The organism is Paraburkholderia sp. FT54, assembly GCF_031585635.1.
Taxonomy (GTDB): Bacteria; Pseudomonadota; Gammaproteobacteria; order Burkholderiales; family Burkholderiaceae; genus Paraburkholderia.
Map to the genome: position 1 here is coordinate 843,708 of NZ_CP134195.1, position 21,880 is coordinate 865,587.

The window sequence follows — 21,880 nt, forward strand, 5'->3', positions numbered from 1 at the left end:
GATAGTGAGGGGAATTCGGAGGGGAATTCGAAGTGTGTAATTGCTGGCTCTATGCCTGACAAGGCTTTGCTGTCGATTTACATAGAATGATCGAGTGAGCGGTTCGCGTTGAACTGACGCAGGTCGTATCTGCAACCCCGGCGCTGAGAGGCGGCCGGGGTTGTTTGTTTTTGGCTCGTGGAACGTCGCGCGACCAGATGTTAGCGATGCCGCGGAAAAGAGTTGCAGGGACCTGCAAGATGGCTGCCTATGCTTCGCTCCTTGCTTGCCCCGCCTCGGTGCAAAAACCGGCGGACGGCCATCATCGCAAAAGCGGAAGTGGACCGTAGCCCGAAGTACTACCCGATATGTGGGATGCGCGTGCAATGAGCGCGACTGGAAAGTCGTCGTCCAAAAAAGAAACCCGGCACGAGGCCGGGTTTCAAAGGACGGGTATCGACCAGTATCAGGCAGGTGCCTGGATGTTCGATGCCTGTTTGCCTTTCGGGCCTTGCACGACCTCGAAGGTTACCTTTTGGCCTTCCTTGAGGGTCTTGAACCCATTCATCTGGATGGCCGAGAAGTGTGCAAACAGATCCTCACCACCTTCGTCAGGCGTGATGAATCCGAAACCTTTTGCGTCATTGAACCATTTGACCGTACCAGTTGCCATTCCAACTTCCCCTGTAACTCATGTCACTACCACGAGCCCTCGAAAAGCTCGACGACCGCGCGATGCAGTCGCTCCCTCCTCACAAGCTCACCATCGGCATTTTTTCGAAATTATGGCGCAGTGAAAAAAGTGCCAGCTTGATTGTTGAGGCTCTTTATTCGGGTGTCAAGAAAATTTTGAGACGTAGTTGTGGCGTTGCAAACAGGCACTTTCCAGGGTTTTTCCCGCTTTCGTTATGTGCGGTTGCGCAAGCGGGCTGTCTTGAAAAGTCGCATAATCGACTCACGTGCTGTTGTGCGGGTCGCCCTGCTGGCAACGAGGCCGGGCGAGCTGCCTGCCAGCTACGGCAGGTTGTGCGATACTCGATCCGACTGCGGTGCAACACGGCCGCAAGGCATCACAGGATAGGGGCCGGCTCCGCAATCGGCTCGTCGATTTAACGCACGCAGGGCGGGGTATTCACCCATCAGGCGGTAGCGAACGGGCTCACCGGCCGGTCGGCCGGGTTTTGACAGGATTGCGGGCCTGTCCTAGTTGTTTAGAATGGGTGTATGGCGATTATCCCGGACAAGCAGGACGGCACCGTACTGGAGCGGCAGGAGAAAAAGCTCAAGCCGCCATCCATGTACAAGGTGGTGCTGCTGAACGACGACTTCACGCCAATGGAATTTGTCGTGATGATCGTGCAGGAATATTTCAATAAAGATCGTGAAACCGCAACACAGGTTATGTTGAAGGTGCATCGCGAAGGCAGGGGAGTTTGTGGGGTCTATACGCGGGACATCGCGTCGACCAAAGTCGAGCAAGTCGTTACCCACGCACGGCAGGCCGGGCATCCGCTGCAGTGTGTGATGGAGGAAGCATGATTGCCCAGGAACTGGAAGTCAGCCTGCACATGGCGTTCATGGAAGCACGCCAGGCGCGGCACGAGTTCATAACGGTCGAACACCTTTTGCTGGCACTGTTGGACAATCCGACAGCGGCGGAGGTGTTGCGTGCATGCGCGGCCAATATCGAGGATCTGCGCCAGAACCTGCGCAACTTCATTCATGACAACACGCCGACCGTGCCTGGCACGGACGACGTCGACACGCAGCCCACGCTGGGTTTCCAGCGTGTGATCCAGCGCGCGATCATGCATGTGCAATCCACCTCGAATGGCAAGAAGGAAGTGACCGGCGCAAACGTGCTGGTGGCGATCTTCGGCGAGAAGGATTCGCACGCGGTGTACTACCTGCAACAGCAGGGCGTGACGCGTCTGGACGTGGTCAACTTCATCTCGCACGGCATCGCCAAGACGAGCAGCACCGACGCCGCGAAAGCGAGCGACGCGAATGCCGAGTCCGACGAAGCCGCCGCACAGAAGGAAACCCCGCTCGCGCAGTTCACCCAGAACCTGAACCAGATGGCGAAAGACGGCCGCATTGATCCGCTGATCGGACGCGAGTCGGAAGTCGAGCGTGTGGTCCAGGTGCTGTGCCGTCGCCGCAAGAACAACCCGCTGCTGGTCGGTGAGGCCGGCGTCGGCAAGACGGCCATTGCCGAAGGGCTCGCGTGGCGCATTACGCGCGGCGAAGTGCCGGACATTCTGGCGGATGCGCAGGTGTATTCGCTCGACATGGGCGCGCTGCTCGCCGGCACCAAGTATCGCGGCGACTTCGAACAGCGTCTGAAGACGGTCCTGAAGGAATTGAAGGAACGTCCGCACGCCATCCTGTTCATCGACGAAATTCATACGCTGATCGGCGCAGGCGCTGCGTCGGGCGGCACGCTCGACGCGTCGAATCTGCTCAAGCCAGCGTTGTCGTCGGGCACGTTGAAGTGCATCGGCGCGACCACGTTCACGGAATATCGCGGCATCTTCGAAAAAGACGCGGCCTTGTCGCGCCGTTTCCAGAAGGTCGACGTGACCGAGCCGACGGTCGAACAGACGGTGGCGATCCTGCGTGGCCTGAAGTCGCGTTTCGAAGAGCATCATGGCGTGAAGTATTCGTCGGGCGCGCTGTCGGCGGCGGCTGAGTTGTCGGCACGCTTCATCACGGATCGTCATCTGCCGGACAAGGCGATCGATGTGATCGACGAAGCGGGCGCCGCGCAACGCATCCTGCCGAAGTCGAAGCAGAAGAAGACCATCGGCAAGAACGAGATCGAGGAAATCATCTCGAAGATCGCCCGCGTCCCGCCGCAAAGTGTGTCACAAGACGATCGCAGCAAGCTGCAAACGCTGGATCGCGATCTGAAGAGCGTGGTGTTCGGGCAGGACCCGGCCATCGACGCGCTGTCGGCCGCGATCAAGATGGCGCGTGCTGGTCTCGGCAAGCTGGACAAGCCGATCGGCGCGTTCCTGTTCTCCGGCCCGACCGGTGTCGGCAAGACGGAAGTGGCCAAGCAGCTGGCGTTCACGCTGGGCATCGAGCTGATCCGCTTCGACATGTCGGAGTACATGGAACGTCATGCGGTCAGCCGGTTGATCGGCGCGCCGCCGGGCTATGTGGGTTTCGATCAGGGCGGCCTGCTGACCGAAGCTGTCACGAAGAAGCCGCATTGCGTGCTGCTGCTCGACGAAATCGAGAAGGCGCATCCGGACATCTACAACGTGCTGCTGCAGGTCATGGACCACGGCACGCTGACGGACAACAATGGCCGCAAAGCGGATTTCCGTAACGTCATCATCATCATGACGACGAACGCGGGCGCCGAGGCAATGGGCAAGTCGGTGATCGGCTTCACGAATCGTCGGGAAACCGGCGACGAAATGGTCGACATCAAGCGCATGTTCACGCCGGAGTTTCGTAACCGTCTGGACGCGACGATCAGCTTCCGTTCGCTCGATGAGGAAATCATCATGCGCGTGGTCGACAAGTTCCTCATGCAGCTGGAAGATCAGTTGCACGAGAAGAAGGTCGATGCGCTCTTCACCGACGCGCTGCGCAAGCATCTCGCCAAGCACGGTTTCGATCCGTTGATGGGCGCACGACCGATGCAGCGTCTGATCCAGGACACGATCCGTCGTGCACTGGCCGACGAGCTGCTGTTCGGCAAGCTGATGAACGGCGGCCGCGTATCGGTCGACGTGGATGCGGAAGACAAGGTGCAGTTGACCTTCGACGAGCATCCGGCGCCGCGCAACCCGAATCCGGAAGCGGTGGAAATCGAGTAAGTTCGAGTCGTCATCGAAAAGCAGAACGGCGCGGGTTCAACCCCGCGCCGTTTTCTTTTGTGCGCTCGGCTATGCTTCGATCTACGCCCGCTACATTCGGTAGACCGAAGCAATCGAATCAGTCAGTGCTTGCCCGTGCTGCCGAACCCGCCGGCGCCGCGCTCGCTGGTTTCGAAGTCGTCGACGATATTGAACTCCGCTTGCACGACCGGCACGATCACCAGTTGCGCGAGGCGCTCCATCGGATTCAGCACGAACGTGGTCTCACCACGGTTCCACGTCGAGATCATCAGTTGACCTTGGTAATCCGAATCGATCAGGCCGACCAGATTGCCCAGCACGATCCCATGCTTATGTCCCAGGCCCGAGCGCGGCAGAATCAGCGCGGCATAGCCCGGATCGCCGACGTGAATCGCCAGACCCGTCGGCACCAAGGCGGTTTCGCCGGGTTTCAGCGTCAACGGTTCGTCGAGGCACGCGCGCAGGTCGAGGCCCGCGCTGCCGGTGGTGGCGTAAGCCGGGAGCTGCTCGCGCATGCGCGCGTCGAGGATCTTCAGGTCGAGTTTCATGCAGGTTCGAAAGTTAAGGTGCGGGGGCCGGGCGTTCGAGCTGGAACGCATCGGCAAGAAGTTCATAGGAGCGCAAGCGGGCGCGATAGCTGCCCGCCACGGTGAGCACGATCAGTTCGTCGGCGTCGAACTGCTCCTGCAAGGCATGCAGCCGCTCAGTGACGGTTTCCGGCGTACCGATAATACTGCGCGGCTTCTCGCGATCGATCACGAGACGCTCGCGCTCGCCGTACTCCTGCGCGACGCCCTGTTCGATCGTCGGGATCGGTTCGTTCAGGCCATAGGCCATTTGCACGCGGCGCAGATCGACGGCTTTTTCCAGATCAGCCGCTTCCTGTTCGGTGTCCGCGCAGATCACGAACACGGCGGCTGCCAGATACGGTTGCTGCATATCCTTGCCGGCCTTGAAGCGCTCACGATACGCATGCGCGACCTGATGCCCGAAATGCGCATTGATGAAGTGCGCAAACGCAAAGGGAATGCCGAGTTGCGCCGCCAGCAAGCCGCCGAATTCGCTCGACCCGAGCATCCACACTTGCGGACGCGTGTCGATTTGCGGCTGCAGCAGCACGCCGCTCGCAATGTGATCGGCGGGCAAGGTCCCGTGCATCAGGCCGAGCAGATCGGCCACCTGCTGCGGAAAAATATCACCGCGATTGTAGTCGCCGGCTGCGACCGCTTGCGCCGTGCGCATGTCGCCGCCCGGTGCGCGTCCCACGCCCAGATCGATGCGGTTGGGGAACAACGCTTCGAGCATCATGAATTGCTCGGCGACCTTGAACGGGCTGTAGTACGGCAGCATCACGCCGCCGGAGCCCAGTCGAATGCGCTGGGTCACGCTGCCCAGGCGCGCCAGCATCACCTCGGGGCAGGGGTTCGACACGCCGCGCAGGCCATGATGCTCGGCGCACCAGTAACGTGTGTAGCCGAGGTCGTCGGCGAGTTGCGCGAGTTCGACCGTGGCGGCAATCGCATCCGCCACCGAGTGCCCGGCGATCACGGGCGTTTGATCGAGTACGGATAGTCGCGTCATGTCAGTACCGCTCCAGATGATTCAATTCGTTAGCGCGACTCGCGGCGACTGCAATGACGCGTCGCCCGCGTGGCTCAGCGAATCAGACTTGTGTCGGGCAGACGCCTGGCGATTTCCGCGATCAGCGCGCGCGCGAGCGTCTGCTTGTCGGCGCGTGGCAGCTTCGTCGCGCCGCCTGCTTCGAACAGGATCACCTCGTTGTCGTCGAGGCCGAAAGTCAGCGGACCGAGATTGCCGATCAGAAGCGGCACATTCTTGCGCACGCGCTTTTCATCGCCGTGCACTTCCAGATCGCCGCTTTCCGCAGCGAAGCCGACCGCGAACGGCGGATGCGGCAGCTTCGCCACCGAGGCCAGAATGTCCGGATTCTCGACGAAGGAAAACGTGGGCAGCGCACGATCCGCTGTCTTCTTGATCTTGTGCTCGCTGGCGTGATCGACACGCCAGTCGGCCACTGCGGCCACGCCGATAAAAATGTCGGCGTCCGCAACCGAGCGCATCACCGCGTCGTGCATCTGCTGCGCGGTTTGCACGTCCTGGCGGAACACGCCCCACGGCGTTTCGAGCGCGACGGGGCCGGCGATCAGATGCACCTCGGCGCCGGCCTGCTGCGCGGCGCGCGCCAGCGCGAAGCCCATCTTGCCGCTGGAGCGGTTGGTGATGCCGCGTACCGGATCGAGTGGTTCGAACGTCGGCCCGGCTGTCAGCAACACGCGCTTGCCGGCCAGGATTTTCGGCGCGAAGAACGAGGCGATGGCTTCGTACGTGGCCGCGGCTTCGAGCATGCGGCCGTCGCCGACTTCGCCGCACGCTTGCGGGCCGGAATCGGGCCCAAGCACTTCGATGCCGTCGGCGCGCAATTGCGCGACATTGCGCTGCGTAGCCGGGTTCTGCCACATCTGCCGGTTCATGGCGGGCACGACCAGCAGCGGACAATCGCGGGCGACACAGAGCGTCGACAGGAGGTCGTCGGCCATGCCGTGCGCGAGTTTGGCGAGGAAATCGGTGGAGGCGGGCGCGATCACGATCGCATCCGCTTCACGCGACAGATCGATGTGCGCCATGTTGTTCGGCACCCGCTCGTCCCACTGGCTCGTGTAGACCGGACGTCCCGAAAGCGCCTGCATGGTGACGGGAGTGATGAACTGCGTCGCCGCTTCGGTCATGACGACCTGCACGGTCGCGCCGGCCTTGGTCAACAGACGCGTGAGTTCGGCAATCTTGTAGCAGGCAATGCCGCCCGTCATGCCGAGGACGAGGTGTTTTCCTGCGAGTTCTGCGGTTGCCAACGAAAGCCTCCGACAAAGCGTGGTGGCGAGCGGCGAGGCGTTGCGTCCCCGCCGCCGCGTCTTTCAAAGCGTACTGGTGCGCAACCGCCAGCGCGCGAAGTTAGCGTGTGCCGTTAGCGCGAGCCGCGCACGCGCCGCAACTCGTCGAGCACGAGCAGCACCGCGCCGACCGTGATCGCGCTGTCGGCGAGATTGAACGCCGGCCAGTGCCACGTGCGCACGTGGAAATCGAGGAAGTCGATCACGTGGCCATACGCGAGCCGGTCAATCACGTTGCCGAGCGCGCCGCCGAGAATCAGCGCGAGCGCCGTGCAGAACATTTTCTGACCGCCGTGGCGCTTGAGCAGGTAGCAGATCACCAGCGCGGCCACCACGCCGAGCGCGGTGAACGCCCAGCGTTGCCAGCCGCCCGCCATCGCTAGGAAGCTGAATGCCGCGCCGCGGTTGTACACGAGGATCAGGTTGAAAAACGACGTGACCTCATGCGCGACACCGTAGGCGAACACTTTCTGGACGGCGATTTTCGTCAGCTGATCGAACAGGATGACGATCAGCGCGACGCCCAGCCAGGGCGCCAGCGAACCGTTTGCAGCAGACGTTTTCGACGCGGTTTTCGACATGGTTCTCGCCATTATGCCGCGCTCCTGATTTCACCGTTGCCGAACAGATTGCTAAAGCAGCGGCCGCACAGCGTGGGGTGTTCGGCGTTCGCGCCGACGTCCGCGCGGTAGTGCCAGCAGCGTTCGCACTTCAAATACTTCGAGGCGATGACCTCGACGCCTTCTTCCGCTTCGCTGTCGACCTTCACCACGCTTGCCGCCGACGTGATCAGCACGAACTTCAGGTCGTCGCCGAGGCTCGTGAGCGCGTCGTAGCGCGCGCCGCTTGCGCGGATTTCCACTTCCGCCTGCAACGATGAGCCGATCAGGTTCGCCACGCGTGCTTCTTCGAGCGCCTTGGTCACGTCGCTGCGCGCGGCGCGCAGGAGCGTCCATTTGTCGAGCAGCGTGCCCGCTTCCGGCACGGCCGGGAACGCGTGATACGTCTCGGTGAAGATCGTTTCGCTGTTCGGCTGGAAGATCTTCCACGCTTCTTCGGCGGTGAACGACAGGAACGGCGCCATCAGACGCAACAGGCCGTGCGCGATGTGATACAGCGCGGTCTGCGCCGAGCGGCGCGCGACGGAGTCCGCGGCGGTCGTGTACAGACGATCCTTCAGCACGTCCAGATAGAAGCCGCCGAGGTCTTCCGAGCAGAACGTCTGCAGCTTGGCGACCACCGGGTGGAACTCGTACTTGTCGTAGTGCGAGAGGATGTCGTTTTGCAGATTTGCCGACAGCGCCACTGCATAGCGGTCGATCTCGAGCCAGTCTTCGACCGGACGCGCGTGCTGCGCGAAGTCGAAGTCCGACAGGTTCGCGAGCAGAAAACGCAGCGTGTTGCGGATACGCCGATAGCCTTCCGTCACCCGCTTCAGAATTTCTTCCGAGATCGCCAGTTCGCCCGAGTAATCGGTCGACGCGATCCACAGGCGGATGATTTCCGCGCCGAGGCGGTTCGCCACTTCATGCGGATCGATGCCGTTGCCGAGCGACTTGCTCATCTTGCGGCCTTCGCCGTCCACGGTGAAGCCGTGCGTGAGCAGCGCGTTATACGGCGGGCGGCCGTCGAGCATCGAAGCGGTCAGCAGCGACGAGTGGAACCAGCCGCGATGCTGGTCCGAGCCCTCCAGATACAGGTCGGCCGGGAATTGCAGTTCGTCCTTGTGCGAGCCGCGCAGCACGTGCCAGTGCGTGGTGCCCGAATCGAACCACACGTCCAGCGTGTCGCGGTTCTTTTCGTACATGTTGGCGTCGTCGCCAATCAATTCGCGCGGGTCGAGTGTTTGCCAGGCTTCGATGCCGGCCTTCTCGACACGTTGCGCGACTTCCTCGAGCAATTCCAGCGTACGCGGATGCAGTTCGCCGGTTTCCTTGTGCACGAAGAACGCCATCGGCACGCCCCATTGGCGCTGGCGCGACAGCGTCCAGTCCGGGCGGTTGGCGATCATGCTGAAGAGGCGCTGCTTGCCCCACGCCGGGAAGAAGGCGGTGTTCTCGATGCCTTCGAGCGCGGTTTCGCGCAGCGTCTTGTCGGTATCGTTCGGCTTCACGTCCATGCCGGCGAACCATTGCGACGTCGCGCGGTAGATGATCGGCGTCTTGTGGCGCCAGCAGTGCATGTAGCTGTGCGTGTACTTCTCGGTGCGCATCAGCGAGCCGGCGCCTTGCAGCGCTTCGACGATCTGCGGGTTGGCCGCCCAGATCGACAGGCCGCCGAACAGCGCGAGCGATTCGATATAACGGCCGTCGCCCATCACCGGATTGATGATGTCCGAGTCCGCCATGCCGTGCGCCTTGCACGACACGAAGTCTTCCACGCCGTATGCCGGCGACGAGTGCACGATACCCGTACCCGTTTCGGTCGTCACATAGTCGCCGAGATAGACCGGCGCCGTGCGCTTGTAGCCCGGATGCGCGGACGCGAGCGGATGATGGAAGCGCAGATTGACGAGCTTCGCGCCCGGCGTGGTGGCGACGATCTTGCCTTCCAGGCCATACAGCTTCAGGCAGGCTTCAACGCGCTCTTGCGCGAGGATCAACAGGCCGCGCGGCGTGTCGACCAGCGCGTAGACGATTTCCGGATGCAGGTTCAGCGCCTGGTTGGCGGGGATGGTCCACGGCGTGGTCGTCCAGATCACGATGCCGCCTTCATTGCGCGGCAGCGCATTCAAACCGAACGCCTGCGCGGTCTTTTCCGGCTCGGCGAAGCTGAACAGCACGTCGATGGTCGGATCGGTCTTGTCCTTGTATTCGACTTCCGCTTCGGCGAGTGCCGAGCCGCAGTCGAAGCACCAGTTCACCGGCTTCAGGCCGCGGAATACGTAGCCTTTTTCCATGATCTTCGCGAGCGCGCGGATTTCGCCGGCTTCGTTCGTGAAGTTCATGGTCTTGTACGGATTGTCCCAATCGCCGAGCACGCCCAGGCGGCGGAAGCCGACCTTCTGCTTCTCGATCTGCTCGGTTGCGTAGGCGCGCGCCTTCTGCATGACTTCAGCGGCCGGCAGCGACTTGCCGAACTGTTTTTCGATCTGGATCTCGATCGGCATGCCGTGGCAATCCCAGCCCGGCACGTAGACCGCGTCGAAGCCCGCCAGATTGCGCGCCTTGACGATCATGTCCTTCAGGATCTTGTTCACCGCGTGGCCGAGGTGGATGTCGCCGTTCGCATACGGCGGGCCGTCGTGCAGGATGAACTTCTTGCGGCCCTTGGAGGCGGCGCGGATCGTCTCGTAGACCTTGCGTTCCTGCCATTCCTTGACCCATTGCGGCTCGCGCTTGGGCAGGTCGCCGCGCATCGGGAACGGCGTGTCGAGCAGGTTGACCGGGTAGCGTGACTGCGGTTTCGAATCGGCTTTCTTGTTGCTCATGATGAGGTCGCGGTGAATTCTTTCTATGCGCAGTAGCGCGCGGATTGCGCTTGATGCGCGAGGGCGTTGGGCGCGCCCGGCAGGCATGTCGCGTGATTCACGGACGCCCTTCGATGCGCGCGGCGAAGGTCCACACACGCGGCGTTCAGCACGCTTGCATGGACCACGGCGGTTATCTAATTCGGTCGGTGGCCGAGGTGGCGAAGCCGGTGGAACGGCTGCCCGGCGTGCCGGCGCCGACAGCCGCGAACCACGCGCGCGCGTTGGCGACGTCGCGCGCAATGGCGGCGGTCAGCGTTTCGAGGTCGACGTACTTTTCCTCGTCGCGCAGCTTCTTCAGGAATTCGACGCGCACGAGTTTGCCATACGCGTCGCCGTGCCAGTCGAGCAGGTGGACTTCGAGCAGCACGCGGCCGGAGTCGTCTACCGTGGGACGCAGGCCGAGGCTCGCGACGCCCGGCAGCGGTTCGTCCGCCACGCCGTGCACGCGCACCACGAAAATGCCCGCGAGCGCCGGACGCTTGTGGGCGATCGGCAGATTGAGCGTGGGGAAGCCGAGATCGCGGCCGAGCTTCATGCCGTGCACGACATGGCCGCTGATCAGATAGTCGCGGCCCAGCGCGGCGCGCGCCGAATCGAGGTCGCCCGCCACCAGCGCGGCGCGCACGCCCGAGCTGGAAATGCGCGCGCCCGACGGATCGGCCACCGTGGCCATCTGCTCGACTTCGAAACCGTATTGCTGCCCCGCGGCCTTGAGCGACGCGAAGTCGCCCGCGCGCTTCGAGCCGTAGCGGAAGTCGTCGCCGATCATCACCCAGCGCGCGTGCAGCCCGTTGACGATGATCCGCTCGACGAACGTGTCCGGCGACTGGCTCGCGAACGTGTGATTGAAGTGCTCGACCACCACCCGGTCGACGCCGTTGGTGCGCAGCGCCTCGAGCTTGTCGCGCAGCATGGCGATGCGCGGCGGGGCGCCCGCCGGATTGAAGAACTCGCGCGGGTGCGGCTCGAAGGTCATCACGCAGACGGGTAGGCCGCGCGCATCGGCAGCCGCGCGCACATGGGCGAGCAAAGCCTGATGGCCGCGGTGGACACCGTCGAAGTTGCCGATGGTCAGTGCGCAGGGCGCACGGCTTTCAGCATTGGGAAGACCGCGGAAGACTCTCACGATAGCGGGTTTGAGGTGGAGCGGCCGGGGTGCCGCAAAACAAACGATTATAAACGTTCAGGGCGGTGGACGGCGGCGCGTCGCGGTTTCGGTGGCCCCGAATGATAAAATCCGCGGATGAAAAAACTCGTCATCCTGATTTCCGGACGGGGAAGCAACATGGAAGCCATCGTTCGAGCCTGCTCGGACGAGGCCTGGCCGGCGCAAGTCGCCGCCGTGATTGCCAACCGTCCTGATGCCGCGGGCCTTGCGTTCGCGGCATCGCACGGAATTGCCACGGCGGTGGTCGACCACCGCCAGTTTCCCGATCGCGACAGCTTCGACGCCGCGCTCGCCAAGGAAATCGACAGTTTCGCCCCCGACCTGGTGGCGCTCGCTGGATTCATGCGGGTACTGACAGCCGGTTTCGTCGATCATTACGCCGGGCGCATGCTGAACGTGCATCCGTCGCTGCTGCCGAGCTTTCCGGGCCTGAAAACCCATCAGCAGGCGCTCGACGCGGGCGTGCGGCTGCATGGCGCGTCCGTGCATTTTGTCACGTCGCAACTGGATCACGGGCCGATCGTCGCGCAGTCGGCGGTTCCCGTCGAGACGGGCGACACCCCCGCCATGCTCGCCGAACGCGTGCTGGCAACCGAACACATCATTTATCCACGCGCGGTGCGCTGGTTCGTCGAAGGGCGCCTTGCTCTCGATGGCCTGCGTGTCACGCTTACGCCGCCGGAGCCGCAATGGCTCTTTGCCGGTCACACCGCCGGAGAGGGCGCATGAGATTGCATGGTTTTTTGATTGGACAAACTGAGACTTTGTTGGCTGAAGTCCTAAGACTCAACGGCCCGGCCGACGCCACCACGAGCCGTTTCTTCCGCGCGCATCCGAAGCTCGGGCACGGCGAACGCGGCGTGATTGCCGAGGCGGTTTTCGCGGTGCTGCGCCGCCGGATGGAATTCGCCCATCTGGCCGAAGGCGGCGCCGGCAGCCCGGCGCGCCGCATGGCTTTGCTGGGTCTGATGCAGACTGCGGGGCGTAACGCGCTCAAGCCGTTCGTGTCGGAACAGGAGTTGAGCTGGCTCGAACACGTGTCGAAGATCGACCCGGAAAGCCTGCCGCTGCGGATTCGCCTGAATCTGCCTGACTGGATCTATCAGGCGCTCTCCAAGCGTTTCGAAGCCGACGAACTGGCGCAACTGGCCGCCGCGCTGAACTACCCGGCGCCGCTGGATCTGCGCGCGAACCCGATCAAGGCAAGCCGCGACGACGTGCTGAACGCGCTGTCGAAGGCCGGTATCGAGGGCGGCGCGACGCCGTTCGCGCCATTTGGCGTGCGGGTGGTCGGCAAGCCGCCGCTTACCAAGCTCGACGCGTTCCAGCACGGCTGGGTCGAGGTGCAGGACGAAGGCAGCCAGTTGCTGTGCTCGCTGGTCGCGCCCAAACGCGGCGAGATGATCGTCGACTTCTGCGCGGGCGCGGGCGGCAAGACGCTGGCGCTGGGCGCGGCGATGCGCTCCACCGGGCGGCTCTATGCCTTTGACATCTCCGAGCGGCGTCTCGCCAAGCTGAAGCCGCGGCTCGCGCGCAGCGGTTTGTCCAACGTCAATCCGGTGCTGATCGATAGTGAACATGACGCCAAGATCAAGCGGCTCGCGGGCAAGATCGACCGCGTGCTGGTCGACGCGCCGTGCAGCGGCTTGGGCACGTTGCGCCGTAATCCGGATCTGAAGTGGCGGCAGTCGCCCGAATCGGTTGCGGAACTGGCGCCGAAGCAGACCTCGATTCTGGCCAGCGCGGCGCGTCTGGTGAAGAAGGGCGGCCGCCTCGTCTACGCCACCTGCTCGATTCTGGAAGCCGAAAACGAAGCCGTGGTAGAGAAGTTCCTCGCGGACCATCCGGATTTCGCTCTGGTGCCCGCGCGCGACGTGCTGGCCGAGCAGCGCATCGATCTGGAAATGGGCGATTACCTTTCGCTGTGGCCGCACCGCCACGCAACCGACGGCTTCTTCGCCGCCGTGCTGGAACGCCAGAGCTGAGCGCAACGGGCTTTTTTTGCCGGTGCGCCGCGGGTTCGATTCATGAACCCCGCGGCGCGCCGGCGATTTCGGCGACATCATGCAAAACCGTCTTTTTCCTCATATGTTCAGCGACCTCGCGCGCGACTTCGGCCAGCCCGTGATGCTGTGGCAGGTCGGCGTGCTGCTCGGGACGCTGGCGATCGCGTGGCTGCTCGCGCGCGTGCTGCGCCGCACGCTGGATCTGCGCCGCCAGACGCGTTACCAGACACTGCGCTTCGGCGCGGAAAGCCTGAACCGCGCGTTCTTTCCGCTGATCGGAGCGGCCCTCGTGTGGCTCGCGCGCTCGATCACCGGCCAGTTCATGCACACGGCGCTGCTCGATCTGGCCTTGGTGCCGCTCTTCGGCATCGGCTTGATTTACATCGTGTTTTTCTTCGCGCGACGGGTTTTTAGCCACGATGGCGAGACCCATCCGTGGCTGTTCCTCGTCGAGAAGATCGTCTCGCTGGTCGTCTGGATCGGCATGGTGCTCACGGTCATGGGCATTCAGGATGACGTGATCACGTGGATGGCCGGCGTGCATTTCAGCGTCGCCAACGCGCACCTGACGCTGCTTTCGCTGATCTCCGGTCTGCTGTGGGTCTGCGTGACGATGGTCGTCGCAATGTGGCTCGGCGCCACGTTCGAAGACCGCCTGATGCGCGCGAAGACGCTCGACGCCAACCTCAAGGTCGTGCTGGCGCGGGTCGGCCGGGCGGCGTTCGTGCTGGCGGCGATCCTGATCAGCCTGTCGCTGGTCGGCATCGACATCACCGTGCTGGGCGTGTTCGGCGGCGCGCTGGGCGTCGGGCTCGGGTTCGGCCTGCAGAAGATCGCCAGCAATTACGTGTCGGGTTTCATCATCCTGATCGACCGGTCGCTGCGCATTGGCGACACCATCAACGTGAGCGGCCTGCAGGGCATGGTCACGCAGATCCGCACGCGCTACACCGTGGTGCGGGGGCTCGACGGCATCGAAACGCTGATCCCGAACGAGAAACTGATCACGGACGTGGTGCAGAACCAGTCGTCTTACCTGACGCGCGGCCATGCGAAAGTGGCCGTGCAGGTCGCTTACACGTCGGACGTCGAGCAGGCCATGGCGCTGCTGGCCCAAGCCGCTCAGGGCGTGCCGCGGGTGCTGCAGGAGCCAGCGCCGACGTCTTATCTGGCGAGTTTCGGCTCGGACGGCATCAACCTCGAACTGGGTTTCTGGATCGAGGACGCGGCTACCGGTACCTCGGGCGTGCGTTCGGCCGTCAACCGCAATATCTGGCGTCTGTTCTCCGAACACGACATCACGATTCCGTTCGCGCAACGCGAGGTGCGGATCGTCGGCAACATCGGGAACGCAATGCCGCAGCCGGTAGCAATGACCGCTGCGGCGGCCAGTCAGTCCGACAGCGGCCACTGACGGGCACTTTGAACGCACCGACAGGTCTCAAAGGGCCTTCGGCTCGCTCGTTCTGTTGATGCCGCACAAAAATTCCCTATTTGTTACAAACACTTGGAACGCTTCAAGTAGAATAGCGTCCAATCCCGCTGTATGCTTTCACTTTCTTGACACGCGCATTTTGCACGTGTCTCGTGTCTCTCGTTCCACAGGTAAATTGCCTTGTTGAATTCTTTGCTCGACTTTCTTGCCCACGGTCTGTTGCACTTCTCGTGGTGGCAACTTGTGCTGTACACCGCAATCGCGACGCACATCACGATCATCGGTGTGACGGTCTATTTGCATCGCTGCCAGGCGCACCGCGCGTTGGAGCTGCATCCGATCGCCAGTCATTTTTTCCGTTTCTGGTTGTGGATGACCACCGGCATGTTGACCGGCCAGTGGGCCGCGATTCACCGTAAGCACCACGCCAAGTGCGAGACCGAAGAAGATCCGCACAGCCCGCAAACGCGCGGCATCTGGAAGGTGCTGCTCGAAGGCGCGGAACTGTATCGCACCGAAGCGAAAAACGAAGAAACCATGCGCAAGTTCAGTCACGGCACGCCGAACGACTGGATGGAACGCAACGTCTACACCAAGTACCCGATCCTCGGCGTGAGCTTGATGATGGTGCTGAACGTCGCGCTGTTCGGCGTCGTCGGTCTGACCATCTGGGCCGTACAAATGGTGTGGATCCCCTTCTGGGCCGCCGGCGTGGTCAACGGCCTCGCGCACTTCTGGGGCTACCGCAACTTCAACTCGTCGGATGCGAGCACCAACATTTTCCCGTGGGGCATCATCATCGGCGGTGAAGAGCTGCATAACAATCACCACACCTATGCGACGTCGGCCAAGCTGTCGAACAAGTGGTACGAGTTCGATATCGGCTGGATGTACATCCGCATCATGTCGGCCTTCCGTCTGGCCAAGGTGAAGAAGGTTGCGCCCACGCCGCGTCTGACCACCGGCAAGCTGGTGCTCGATCAGGACACGTTGCAAGCCGTGCTGGCGAATCGCTACGAAGTGATGGCGCGTTACGGCAAGGCGCTCAAGCGCGCCTATCGTCAGGAACTGGCGCATTTGAAGGAAGTGGGCGCGCGCGAGAAGTATCAGGTTATGCGCGGCGCGCGTAGCTGGTTCCACAAGGAAGAAGCGGGTCTCGACGAGCCGCAGAAACGCCAGTTGCCGCAAATCTTTGCGAACAGCCAGAAGCTCAAGACCTACATCGACATGCGCAATGAGCTGGCCGCCATGTGGGAGCGCTCCAATGCATCGCGCGATCAATTGCTGATCCAGTTGCAGGACTGGTGTCATCGCGCTGAGCAGAGCGGTATTAAAGCGCTGCAAGAGTTTGCGATGCGACTGCGTCGTTATGCCTGATAGCGAAATCTATTAAAATCTCAGTACGTCACAAAACCCCGCGTTGGCGGGGTTTTGCTTTTTGGGCCGCGGAAACTTCAACGATACGCGATTGACAGTGTGCGGCAGCAGAGCGAAGGCAGAGGAGATCATGGATCAGCAGGCGATCAGAACCGTCGAATACGACCGTCCGCAGGCGCAGGGCACCACCTGCGGGATCGGGCAGGCGTGGGCGAAGGTACCCGACATGCCGTCGGCGGAAGAGAAGGTGGCGCTGAAGGCGCGTATCCGCGCCTTGCTCGAGCGCGAGAAAGCGGTGCTTGTCGCGCACTATTATGTCGATGCGGAATTGCAGGAGCTTGCCGACGAGACCGGCGGCTGCGTGGCCGACTCCCTTGAGATGGCGCGCTTCGGTCGCGATCACGCGGCGCAAACGCTGGTCGTCGCGGGCGTGCGCTTCATGGGCGAGACGGCGAAAATCCTGAGCCCGGACAAGCGTATTCTGATGCCGGATCTCGACGCGACCTGTTCGCTCGATCTTGGCTGCCCGGTCGACGAATTCTCGGCCTTCTGCGATGCGCACCCGGATCGCACGGTGGTCGTGTACGCGAACACGAGCGCGGCGGTGAAGGCGCGCGCGGACTGGATGGTGACGTCGTCGATCGGCCTGGAGATTGTTGCCGATCTGCACGCGCGCGGCGAAAAGATCATCTGGGCGCCGGACCGGCACCTCGGCAGCTATATCCAGAACAAGACCGGCGCGGACATGCTGCTGTGGCAAGGTTCGTGTCTGGTGCACGACGAGTTCAAAGGTATCGAACTCGATCTGCTGCGCGCCGAATATCCGGGCGCGAAAGTGTTGGTGCATCCGGAGTCGCCGGCTAACGTGGTCGCGCAAGCGGACGTAGTGGGCTCGACCACGCAATTGATCGATGCCGCGCAAAAGCTCGACGCGACACATTTCATCGTGGCGACCGATCTCGGCATTTTGCACAAGATGCAGCTCGCCGCACCCGGCAAGACCTTGATTGCCGCGCCGACGGCCGGCAACAGCGCGACCTGCAAGAGTTGCGCGCATTGCCCGTGGATGGCGATGAACGGCCTCGCGAACCTGGCCGAGGTGCTCGAACGCGGCCACAACGAAATTTTCGTCGATCGTGCGATCGGCGAGCGAGCGCGTTTGCCGATCGACCGGATGCTGGACTTCGCGGCGCGTCACAAGAAGCGCGTACAGGCGAGCGGCGATCTCGCGCGCGACGCGCAACTGTATTCGAACGTGGGGGCGGCTTGATGGGCGCGGTAGAAGACAACAAGCTCGATGCGGTGTCGCCGCTGTTCGCTGAAATTCACGCGCAGTACGGCGAAGCATTCGATGCCGCCCTGGCGCGTAATGTGACCGATGCGCTGACTGAAGACGTCGGCGCAGGCGATCAGACAGGCCGCCTCGTTCCAGCGGACGACGTGCGCGACGCGCGCATCATCGTGCGCGAAGATGCGGTACTGTGCGGTGTGCCATGGTTTGAAGCGGTGATGCGCCAGGTCGATCCGCGTATCGACGTGCGCTGGCGCTATCGCGAAGGCGAGCAGATGACGGCCGACACAACGGTTTGCGAAATGCGCGGCCCCGTTCGCGCGTTGTTGACCGCGGAACGCAATGCGTTGAACTTCCTGCAACTGCTGTCGGGTGTGGCGAGCGCGACGCGCCGTTATGTCGATGCCGTTGCGCATACGCGAACGCGCATTCTCGACACGCGCAAGACCTTGCCGGGCTTGCGGCTCGCGCAGAAGTACGCGGTGCGTGTCGGCGGTGGCGCGAATCAACGGCTTGCCCTTTACGACGGCATTCTCATCAAGGAGAACCACATTGCCGCGGCCGGTGGCGTAGGCGCGGCTATGGACGCTGCACTGGCGCTGAATGCTGGTGTGTCGATCCAGATCGAAGTCGAGACGCTCGATCAGTTGGAAACCGCGCTGGCTCATCGCGCGCAATCCATTCTGCTGGACAATTTCTCGTTCGAGGCCATGCGCGAAGCGGTGCGCATTACAGCGGGGCGAGCGGTGCTGGAGGTATCGGGCGGCGTGAACTTCGATACGGTGCGGACGATTGCGGAAACCGGCGTTGATCGCGTGTCGATCGGCGCGCTGACCAAAGACGTGCGCGCAACGGATTACTCGATGCGGATCGTCTGACGCTCAAGCTAGCAATCAACAGCATTCAAGCAAAAAAGGCCATCGCCGGATTATTCGGGCGATGGCCTTTTCGTTTCAGCTCGTCTCGTTCACACGTTGCGGTTGCGCACATGCTCCGGCGAGAGCACCGTCGGCAGCGCCTTGGGCAAGGTTGCCGGCCAGTCACGGCTGAAATGCAGGCCGCGGCTTTCACGCCGCGACCGCGCGCCCTCGACGATCAACGATCCCACATCGACCAGATTGCGCAATTCGAGCAGGTCACGGCTCACCTTGAAGTTTGCGTAGTACTCATGGATCTCGTCGCGCAGCAGGGCAAGTCGGTGCTTCGCTCGCGCGAGCCGTTTGTCGGTCCGGACGATACCGACGTAATTCCACATCAGCCGGCGCAGTTCGTCCCAGTTGTGCGCGACCACGACTTCTTCGTCCGGATCGGACACGCGGCTCTCGTCCCAATCCGGCAGCGGCGCATGGACGGCGGCGCTAAAACCTTCTTCTTCGATAGCCTGCGCCGCTGAGCGTCCGATCACCAGGCACTCGAGCAGGGAATTGCTGGCAAGCCGGTTTGCGCCGTGCAGGCCCGTGCATGACGTCTCGCCAACCGCATAGAGTCCCGCCAGATCCGTGCGGCCCGCCAGATCCGTGACGACGCCACCGCAGGTGTAGTGCGCGGCCGGCACGACCGGAATCGCTTGCTTGGTGATATCGATGCCGAATTCCTGGCAGCGTGCCAGGATCGTCGGGAAGTGTTCACGCAGGAATTCAGGCGGCTGATGGCTGATGTCGAGATACACACAGTCGATGCCGCGCTTCTTGATTTCGAAGTCGATCGCACGCGCGACGATGTCGCGCGGCGCGAGTTCGGCGCGTTCGTCGTGGTTCGGCATGAAGCGCGTGCCGTCCGGCAGCTTGAGAATGCCGCCTTCGCCGCGCACGGCTTCCGAAATCAGAAAGGACTTCGCGTACGGATGGAACAGGCAGGTCGGATGGAACTGGATGAACTCCATATTCGACACGCGGCAGCCGGCCCGCCACGCCATCGCGATGCCGTCGCCCGTCGCGGTGTCGGGATTCGTGGTGTAGAGATAGACTTTCCCCGCGCCGCCGGTGGCGAGCACGGTGTGAGGTGCCTCGATCGTCACGGTGCGCCCGCTTTGCAGATCGAGCGCATACAGGCCGTGACAACGACGTCCCGGCAAGCCGAGGCGGTCGGACGTGATCAGGTCGATGGCGTAGTGATCTTCGAGCAGCGTGATGTTCGGGTGACGGCGCACCCGTTCGCTCAGCGTGGCCACCACGGCATGGCCCGTCGCATCTGCCGCATGAATGATCCGGCGATGGCTATGGCCGCCTTCGCGTGTCAGGTGGAAACCGAGCTCCGCTGCGTCGTCCTTGGTGAACGGCACGCCTTGCGCGATCAACCATTCGATCGCCGCACGCCCATGCTCGACGATAAAGCGTGTTGCCGCTTCGTCGCACAGGCCGCCGCCGGCGATCAGCGTATCGCGCACGTGATTTTCGATGCTGTCTGCCGAATCCAGAACTGCGGCGATGCCGCCTTGCGCCCAGTCGCTCGCGCCTTCGGTCATCGATCGCTTGGCGACCACTGCAACCCGCCGCGTCTCCGCCAGATTGAGCGCGACGCTCAAGCCAGCCAGACCGCTACCGACAATCGCCACATCGAATTCCATTGCCTGCATCTCCGTCTTTTCGTTTTGCGGTGACGGCGCGCCATTCGCTCGCCGCCGAAACGAGAAAGGATACGCGCCGCGACGAATGAGGGAAAGCTGGCCGAACGACATAAGACTGTTCGCGCGGGCGAATAGGCAGCAGCAATGACACAGATGCAAAAAGAAACGCGCGCCAAAAAACAAAAAAGCCTCGCACGAATGCGAGGCTTTTTTGCATGTCTTTTGCCTTCGTCAGGCAGGAGCCAAGACTTACTTGATCTTGGTTTCCTTGTACTCAACGTGCTTACGGACGACCGGATCAAACTTCTTGATCAGCATCTTTTCCGGCATGTTGCGTTTGTTCTTCGTCGTCGTGTAGAAGTGACCCGTGCCTGCGGTCGATTCCAACTTGATCTTGTCGCGTGCGCCTTTCGCCATGATTTACTCCTTACGCTTCACCGCGTGCGCGCAGATCCGCGAGCACAGCGTCGATACCGTTCTTGTCGATCAGGCGCAGGCCGGCGTTCGAAACGCGCAGACGCACCCAACGGTTTTCGCTTTCCACCCAAATGCGGCGGTTTTGCAGGTTCGGCAGGAACCGGCGCTTGGTTTTGTTGTTCGCGTGGGAAACGTTGTTGCCGCTCATCGGCGCTTTCCCAGTTACTTGGCATACGCGTGCCATGAGAGCACTCCTAATACGCTAATTCTGAGTTCGAACGCCGTGAAAGTTTCCCGAAAAGAACCGCGCTGAAATTCAGGCACGTTTCCTTTCCGGAACGCCTTGGTGGCTTCGGAACAGGGGGTTGGAAATAGGCAAACCGGAATTATAGCGGAAAAAAAGCCGCAAAATCAAACCTTATTTGCGATACCGGACACGGCGCAATCTCCGCGCGACCCTGGTTCACGTGGTGTCACGGCCAGCCGGCGCGGGCGAACGAGTAGACGCTGTCGGCGCCGATCACCAGATGATCGACCAGTTGCACGTCGATCAGGGTAAGGGCGTCGCGCAGCGTGTGCGTCAACCGGCAGTCGCTTGCGCTCGGCTGGACGGCGCCGGAAGGGTGATTATGCGCGACGATCAGACTGGCCGCATTCAGGGTCAACGCGCGCCGCACGATCTCGCGCGGATACACCGCCATGCGTGTGAGCGTGCCCTGCGCGCTTTCTTCGCAGCGTATCAGCCGATGCCTGGCGTCGAGGAAGAGCGACACGAAAACTTCCTGCGGACGCCCGCCGATCCGCAGGCGCAGGTAGTTTTCCACGGCTTCGGGCGAATTTAGCAGCGAGCGCGAGCGCAATTTGTCGACCAGCGAGCGCCGCGCCATTTCCATGATGGCGAGCAGTTGCGCTTTTTTCGCTGGGCCGATGCCGCGCAGGCCGTCGAAATCCGTGTAGGTCGCATCGAGCATCGCGCGCAGCGAGCCGAAACGGTCGAGCAACGCGCGCGCGACGCTGAAGACATCGTGGCCGGGCAGGCCCGAGCCGAGTATCAGCACGATCATCTCGGTATCCGACAGCACGCCGGGCCCCTGTTCGAGCAGCCGCTCGCGCGGCATGTCGTTTTTTAGCCATTTGCCTCGCAGGAGCGACTGGGGCGCAGGCGCGCCGCTCGTCGTTGCATGGGGCGTCCGCGGCTCGGGGGAGGCCGCTTCAGACGCTGTCTCGTCAAATAGGGTGGCGAAATCTGCCATATATAGGGTGTCCTCCGCTTCGGATTTGGGGTGCGACGGACGCAAGCCGCCGCCCGTTATGTGGCTTACAATAGGCGCTTTGCGCACGGCACCCGACGGTTTGCCACACGCGTCGACTGCGCGAGCGGCGCACGCGTGCAGCGCGCTTCGACT

The 21,880-nt window shown here is 62.5% G+C and carries 19 protein-coding genes; 8 read left to right on the plus strand and 11 right to left on the minus strand.

Translation table 11 applies throughout. The annotated features are described in order from the left end of the window. Positions 1 to 445 precede the first annotated feature (445 nt). The gene (locus tag RI103_RS03915) at positions 446 to 652 is read right to left on the minus strand and encodes a cold-shock protein (protein ID WP_007180614.1); all 207 of its coding nucleotides are present in this window, start codon (positions 650 to 652) and stop codon (positions 446 to 448) included. A gap of 551 nt (positions 653 to 1,203) precedes the next feature. Here RI103_RS03915 and clpS point away from each other — a divergent pair. Both clpS and clpA read left to right on the plus strand, forming a co-directional pair. Next, positions 1,204 to 1,518, plus strand: coding sequence for an ATP-dependent Clp protease adapter ClpS (clpS, locus tag RI103_RS03920; RefSeq protein ID WP_006050100.1), 315 nt, complete (start codon positions 1,204 to 1,206; stop codon positions 1,516 to 1,518). Next, the gene (clpA, locus tag RI103_RS03925) at positions 1,515 to 3,812 is read left to right on the plus strand and encodes an ATP-dependent Clp protease ATP-binding subunit ClpA (RefSeq protein ID WP_012434129.1); all 2,298 of its coding nucleotides are present in this window, start codon (positions 1,515 to 1,517) and stop codon (positions 3,810 to 3,812) included. Before clpS ends, clpA begins: the two co-directional genes overlap by 4 nt. 122 nt (positions 3,813 to 3,934) lie before the next feature. Here the strand turns inward: clpA and dut are convergent, their stop codons facing one another. The 6 genes from dut to RI103_RS03955 all read right to left on the minus strand — a co-directional run bounded on the left by dut (position 3,935) and on the right by RI103_RS03955 (position 11,340). Beyond that, positions 3,935 to 4,381 (minus strand): dUTP diphosphatase, encoded by a 447-nt coding sequence (gene dut, locus RI103_RS03930; RefSeq protein ID WP_115780839.1) that lies wholly within the window; start codon positions 4,379 to 4,381, stop codon positions 3,935 to 3,937. A gap of 13 nt (positions 4,382 to 4,394) precedes the next feature. Beyond that, on the minus strand, positions 4,395 to 5,414 hold the full coding sequence (locus RI103_RS03935) for an LLM class flavin-dependent oxidoreductase (RefSeq protein WP_310814111.1): 1,020 nt from the start codon (positions 5,412 to 5,414) through the stop codon (positions 4,395 to 4,397). Positions 5,415 to 5,488: 74 nt separating this feature from the next. Then, positions 5,489 to 6,703, minus strand: a complete 1,215-nt coding sequence (gene coaBC / locus RI103_RS03940; protein WP_310814112.1) for a bifunctional phosphopantothenoylcysteine decarboxylase/phosphopantothenate--cysteine ligase CoaBC — start codon at positions 6,701 to 6,703, stop codon at positions 5,489 to 5,491. A 113-nt stretch (positions 6,704 to 6,816) separates the two neighbouring features. Then, positions 6,817 to 7,323 carry a signal peptidase II gene (lspA, locus tag RI103_RS03945; RefSeq protein ID WP_106283460.1) on the minus strand — a complete coding sequence of 169 codons (507 nt, stop codon included), beginning with the start codon at positions 7,321 to 7,323 and terminating at the stop codon, positions 6,817 to 6,819. Positions 7,324 to 7,334: 11 nt separating this feature from the next. Further along, entirely contained in the window at positions 7,335 to 10,172 is a 2,838-nt protein-coding gene (ileS, locus tag RI103_RS03950) for an isoleucine--tRNA ligase (protein WP_310814113.1), read from the minus strand. 172 nt (positions 10,173 to 10,344) lie between these two features. Beyond that, positions 10,345 to 11,340 (minus strand): bifunctional riboflavin kinase/FAD synthetase, encoded by a 996-nt coding sequence (locus RI103_RS03955; RefSeq protein ID WP_310814114.1) that lies wholly within the window; start codon positions 11,338 to 11,340, stop codon positions 10,345 to 10,347. Positions 11,341 to 11,457: 117 nt separating this feature from the next. Between RI103_RS03955 and purN the strand changes: the two genes are divergently transcribed. From purN to nadC, 6 genes are all read left to right on the plus strand, one after another. Further along, positions 11,458 to 12,111: a phosphoribosylglycinamide formyltransferase gene (gene purN, locus RI103_RS03960; RefSeq protein ID WP_310814115.1), complete on the plus strand. Its 654-nt coding sequence runs from the start codon at positions 11,458 to 11,460 to the stop codon at positions 12,109 to 12,111. Further along, complete coding sequence (locus RI103_RS03965) at positions 12,108 to 13,367, plus strand: RsmB/NOP family class I SAM-dependent RNA methyltransferase (RefSeq protein ID WP_310814116.1); 1,260 nt, start codon at positions 12,108 to 12,110, stop codon at positions 13,365 to 13,367. The genes purN and RI103_RS03965 overlap by 4 nt, the downstream gene beginning before the upstream one ends. 79 nt (positions 13,368 to 13,446) lie before the next feature. Next, positions 13,447 to 14,802, plus strand: coding sequence for a mechanosensitive ion channel domain-containing protein (locus tag RI103_RS03970; protein WP_310814117.1), 1,356 nt, complete (start codon positions 13,447 to 13,449; stop codon positions 14,800 to 14,802). Positions 14,803 to 15,003: 201 nt separating this feature from the next. Next, the gene (locus RI103_RS03975; protein ID WP_310814118.1) at positions 15,004 to 16,200 is read left to right on the plus strand and encodes a fatty acid desaturase; all 1,197 of its coding nucleotides are present in this window, start codon (positions 15,004 to 15,006) and stop codon (positions 16,198 to 16,200) included. A gap of 130 nt (positions 16,201 to 16,330) precedes the next feature. After that, the gene (nadA, locus tag RI103_RS03980; RefSeq protein ID WP_310814119.1) at positions 16,331 to 17,470 is read left to right on the plus strand and encodes a quinolinate synthase NadA; all 1,140 of its coding nucleotides are present in this window, start codon (positions 16,331 to 16,333) and stop codon (positions 17,468 to 17,470) included. After that, complete coding sequence (gene nadC / locus RI103_RS03985) at positions 17,470 to 18,369, plus strand: carboxylating nicotinate-nucleotide diphosphorylase (RefSeq protein WP_310814120.1); 900 nt, start codon at positions 17,470 to 17,472, stop codon at positions 18,367 to 18,369. The genes nadA and nadC overlap by 1 nt, the downstream gene beginning before the upstream one ends. A gap of 89 nt (positions 18,370 to 18,458) precedes the next feature. Here the strand turns inward: nadC and nadB are convergent, their stop codons facing one another. The 4 genes from nadB to radC form a co-directional block, all read right to left on the minus strand. Further along, entirely contained in the window at positions 18,459 to 20,057 is a 1,599-nt protein-coding gene (gene nadB, locus RI103_RS03990; RefSeq protein WP_310814121.1) for an L-aspartate oxidase, read from the minus strand. A gap of 249 nt (positions 20,058 to 20,306) precedes the next feature. Further along, positions 20,307 to 20,474, minus strand: coding sequence for a 50S ribosomal protein L33 (gene rpmG, locus RI103_RS03995; RefSeq protein ID WP_007180630.1), 168 nt, complete (start codon positions 20,472 to 20,474; stop codon positions 20,307 to 20,309). A 10-nt stretch (positions 20,475 to 20,484) separates the two neighbouring features. Continuing rightward, positions 20,485 to 20,718: a 50S ribosomal protein L28 gene (gene rpmB, locus RI103_RS04000; RefSeq protein WP_007180631.1), complete on the minus strand. Its 234-nt coding sequence runs from the start codon at positions 20,716 to 20,718 to the stop codon at positions 20,485 to 20,487. Between the two features lie 229 nt (positions 20,719 to 20,947). Then, complete coding sequence (gene radC / locus RI103_RS04005; RefSeq protein ID WP_310814122.1) at positions 20,948 to 21,727, minus strand: RadC family protein; 780 nt, start codon at positions 21,725 to 21,727, stop codon at positions 20,948 to 20,950. Positions 21,728 to 21,880: the final 153 nt, after the last annotated feature.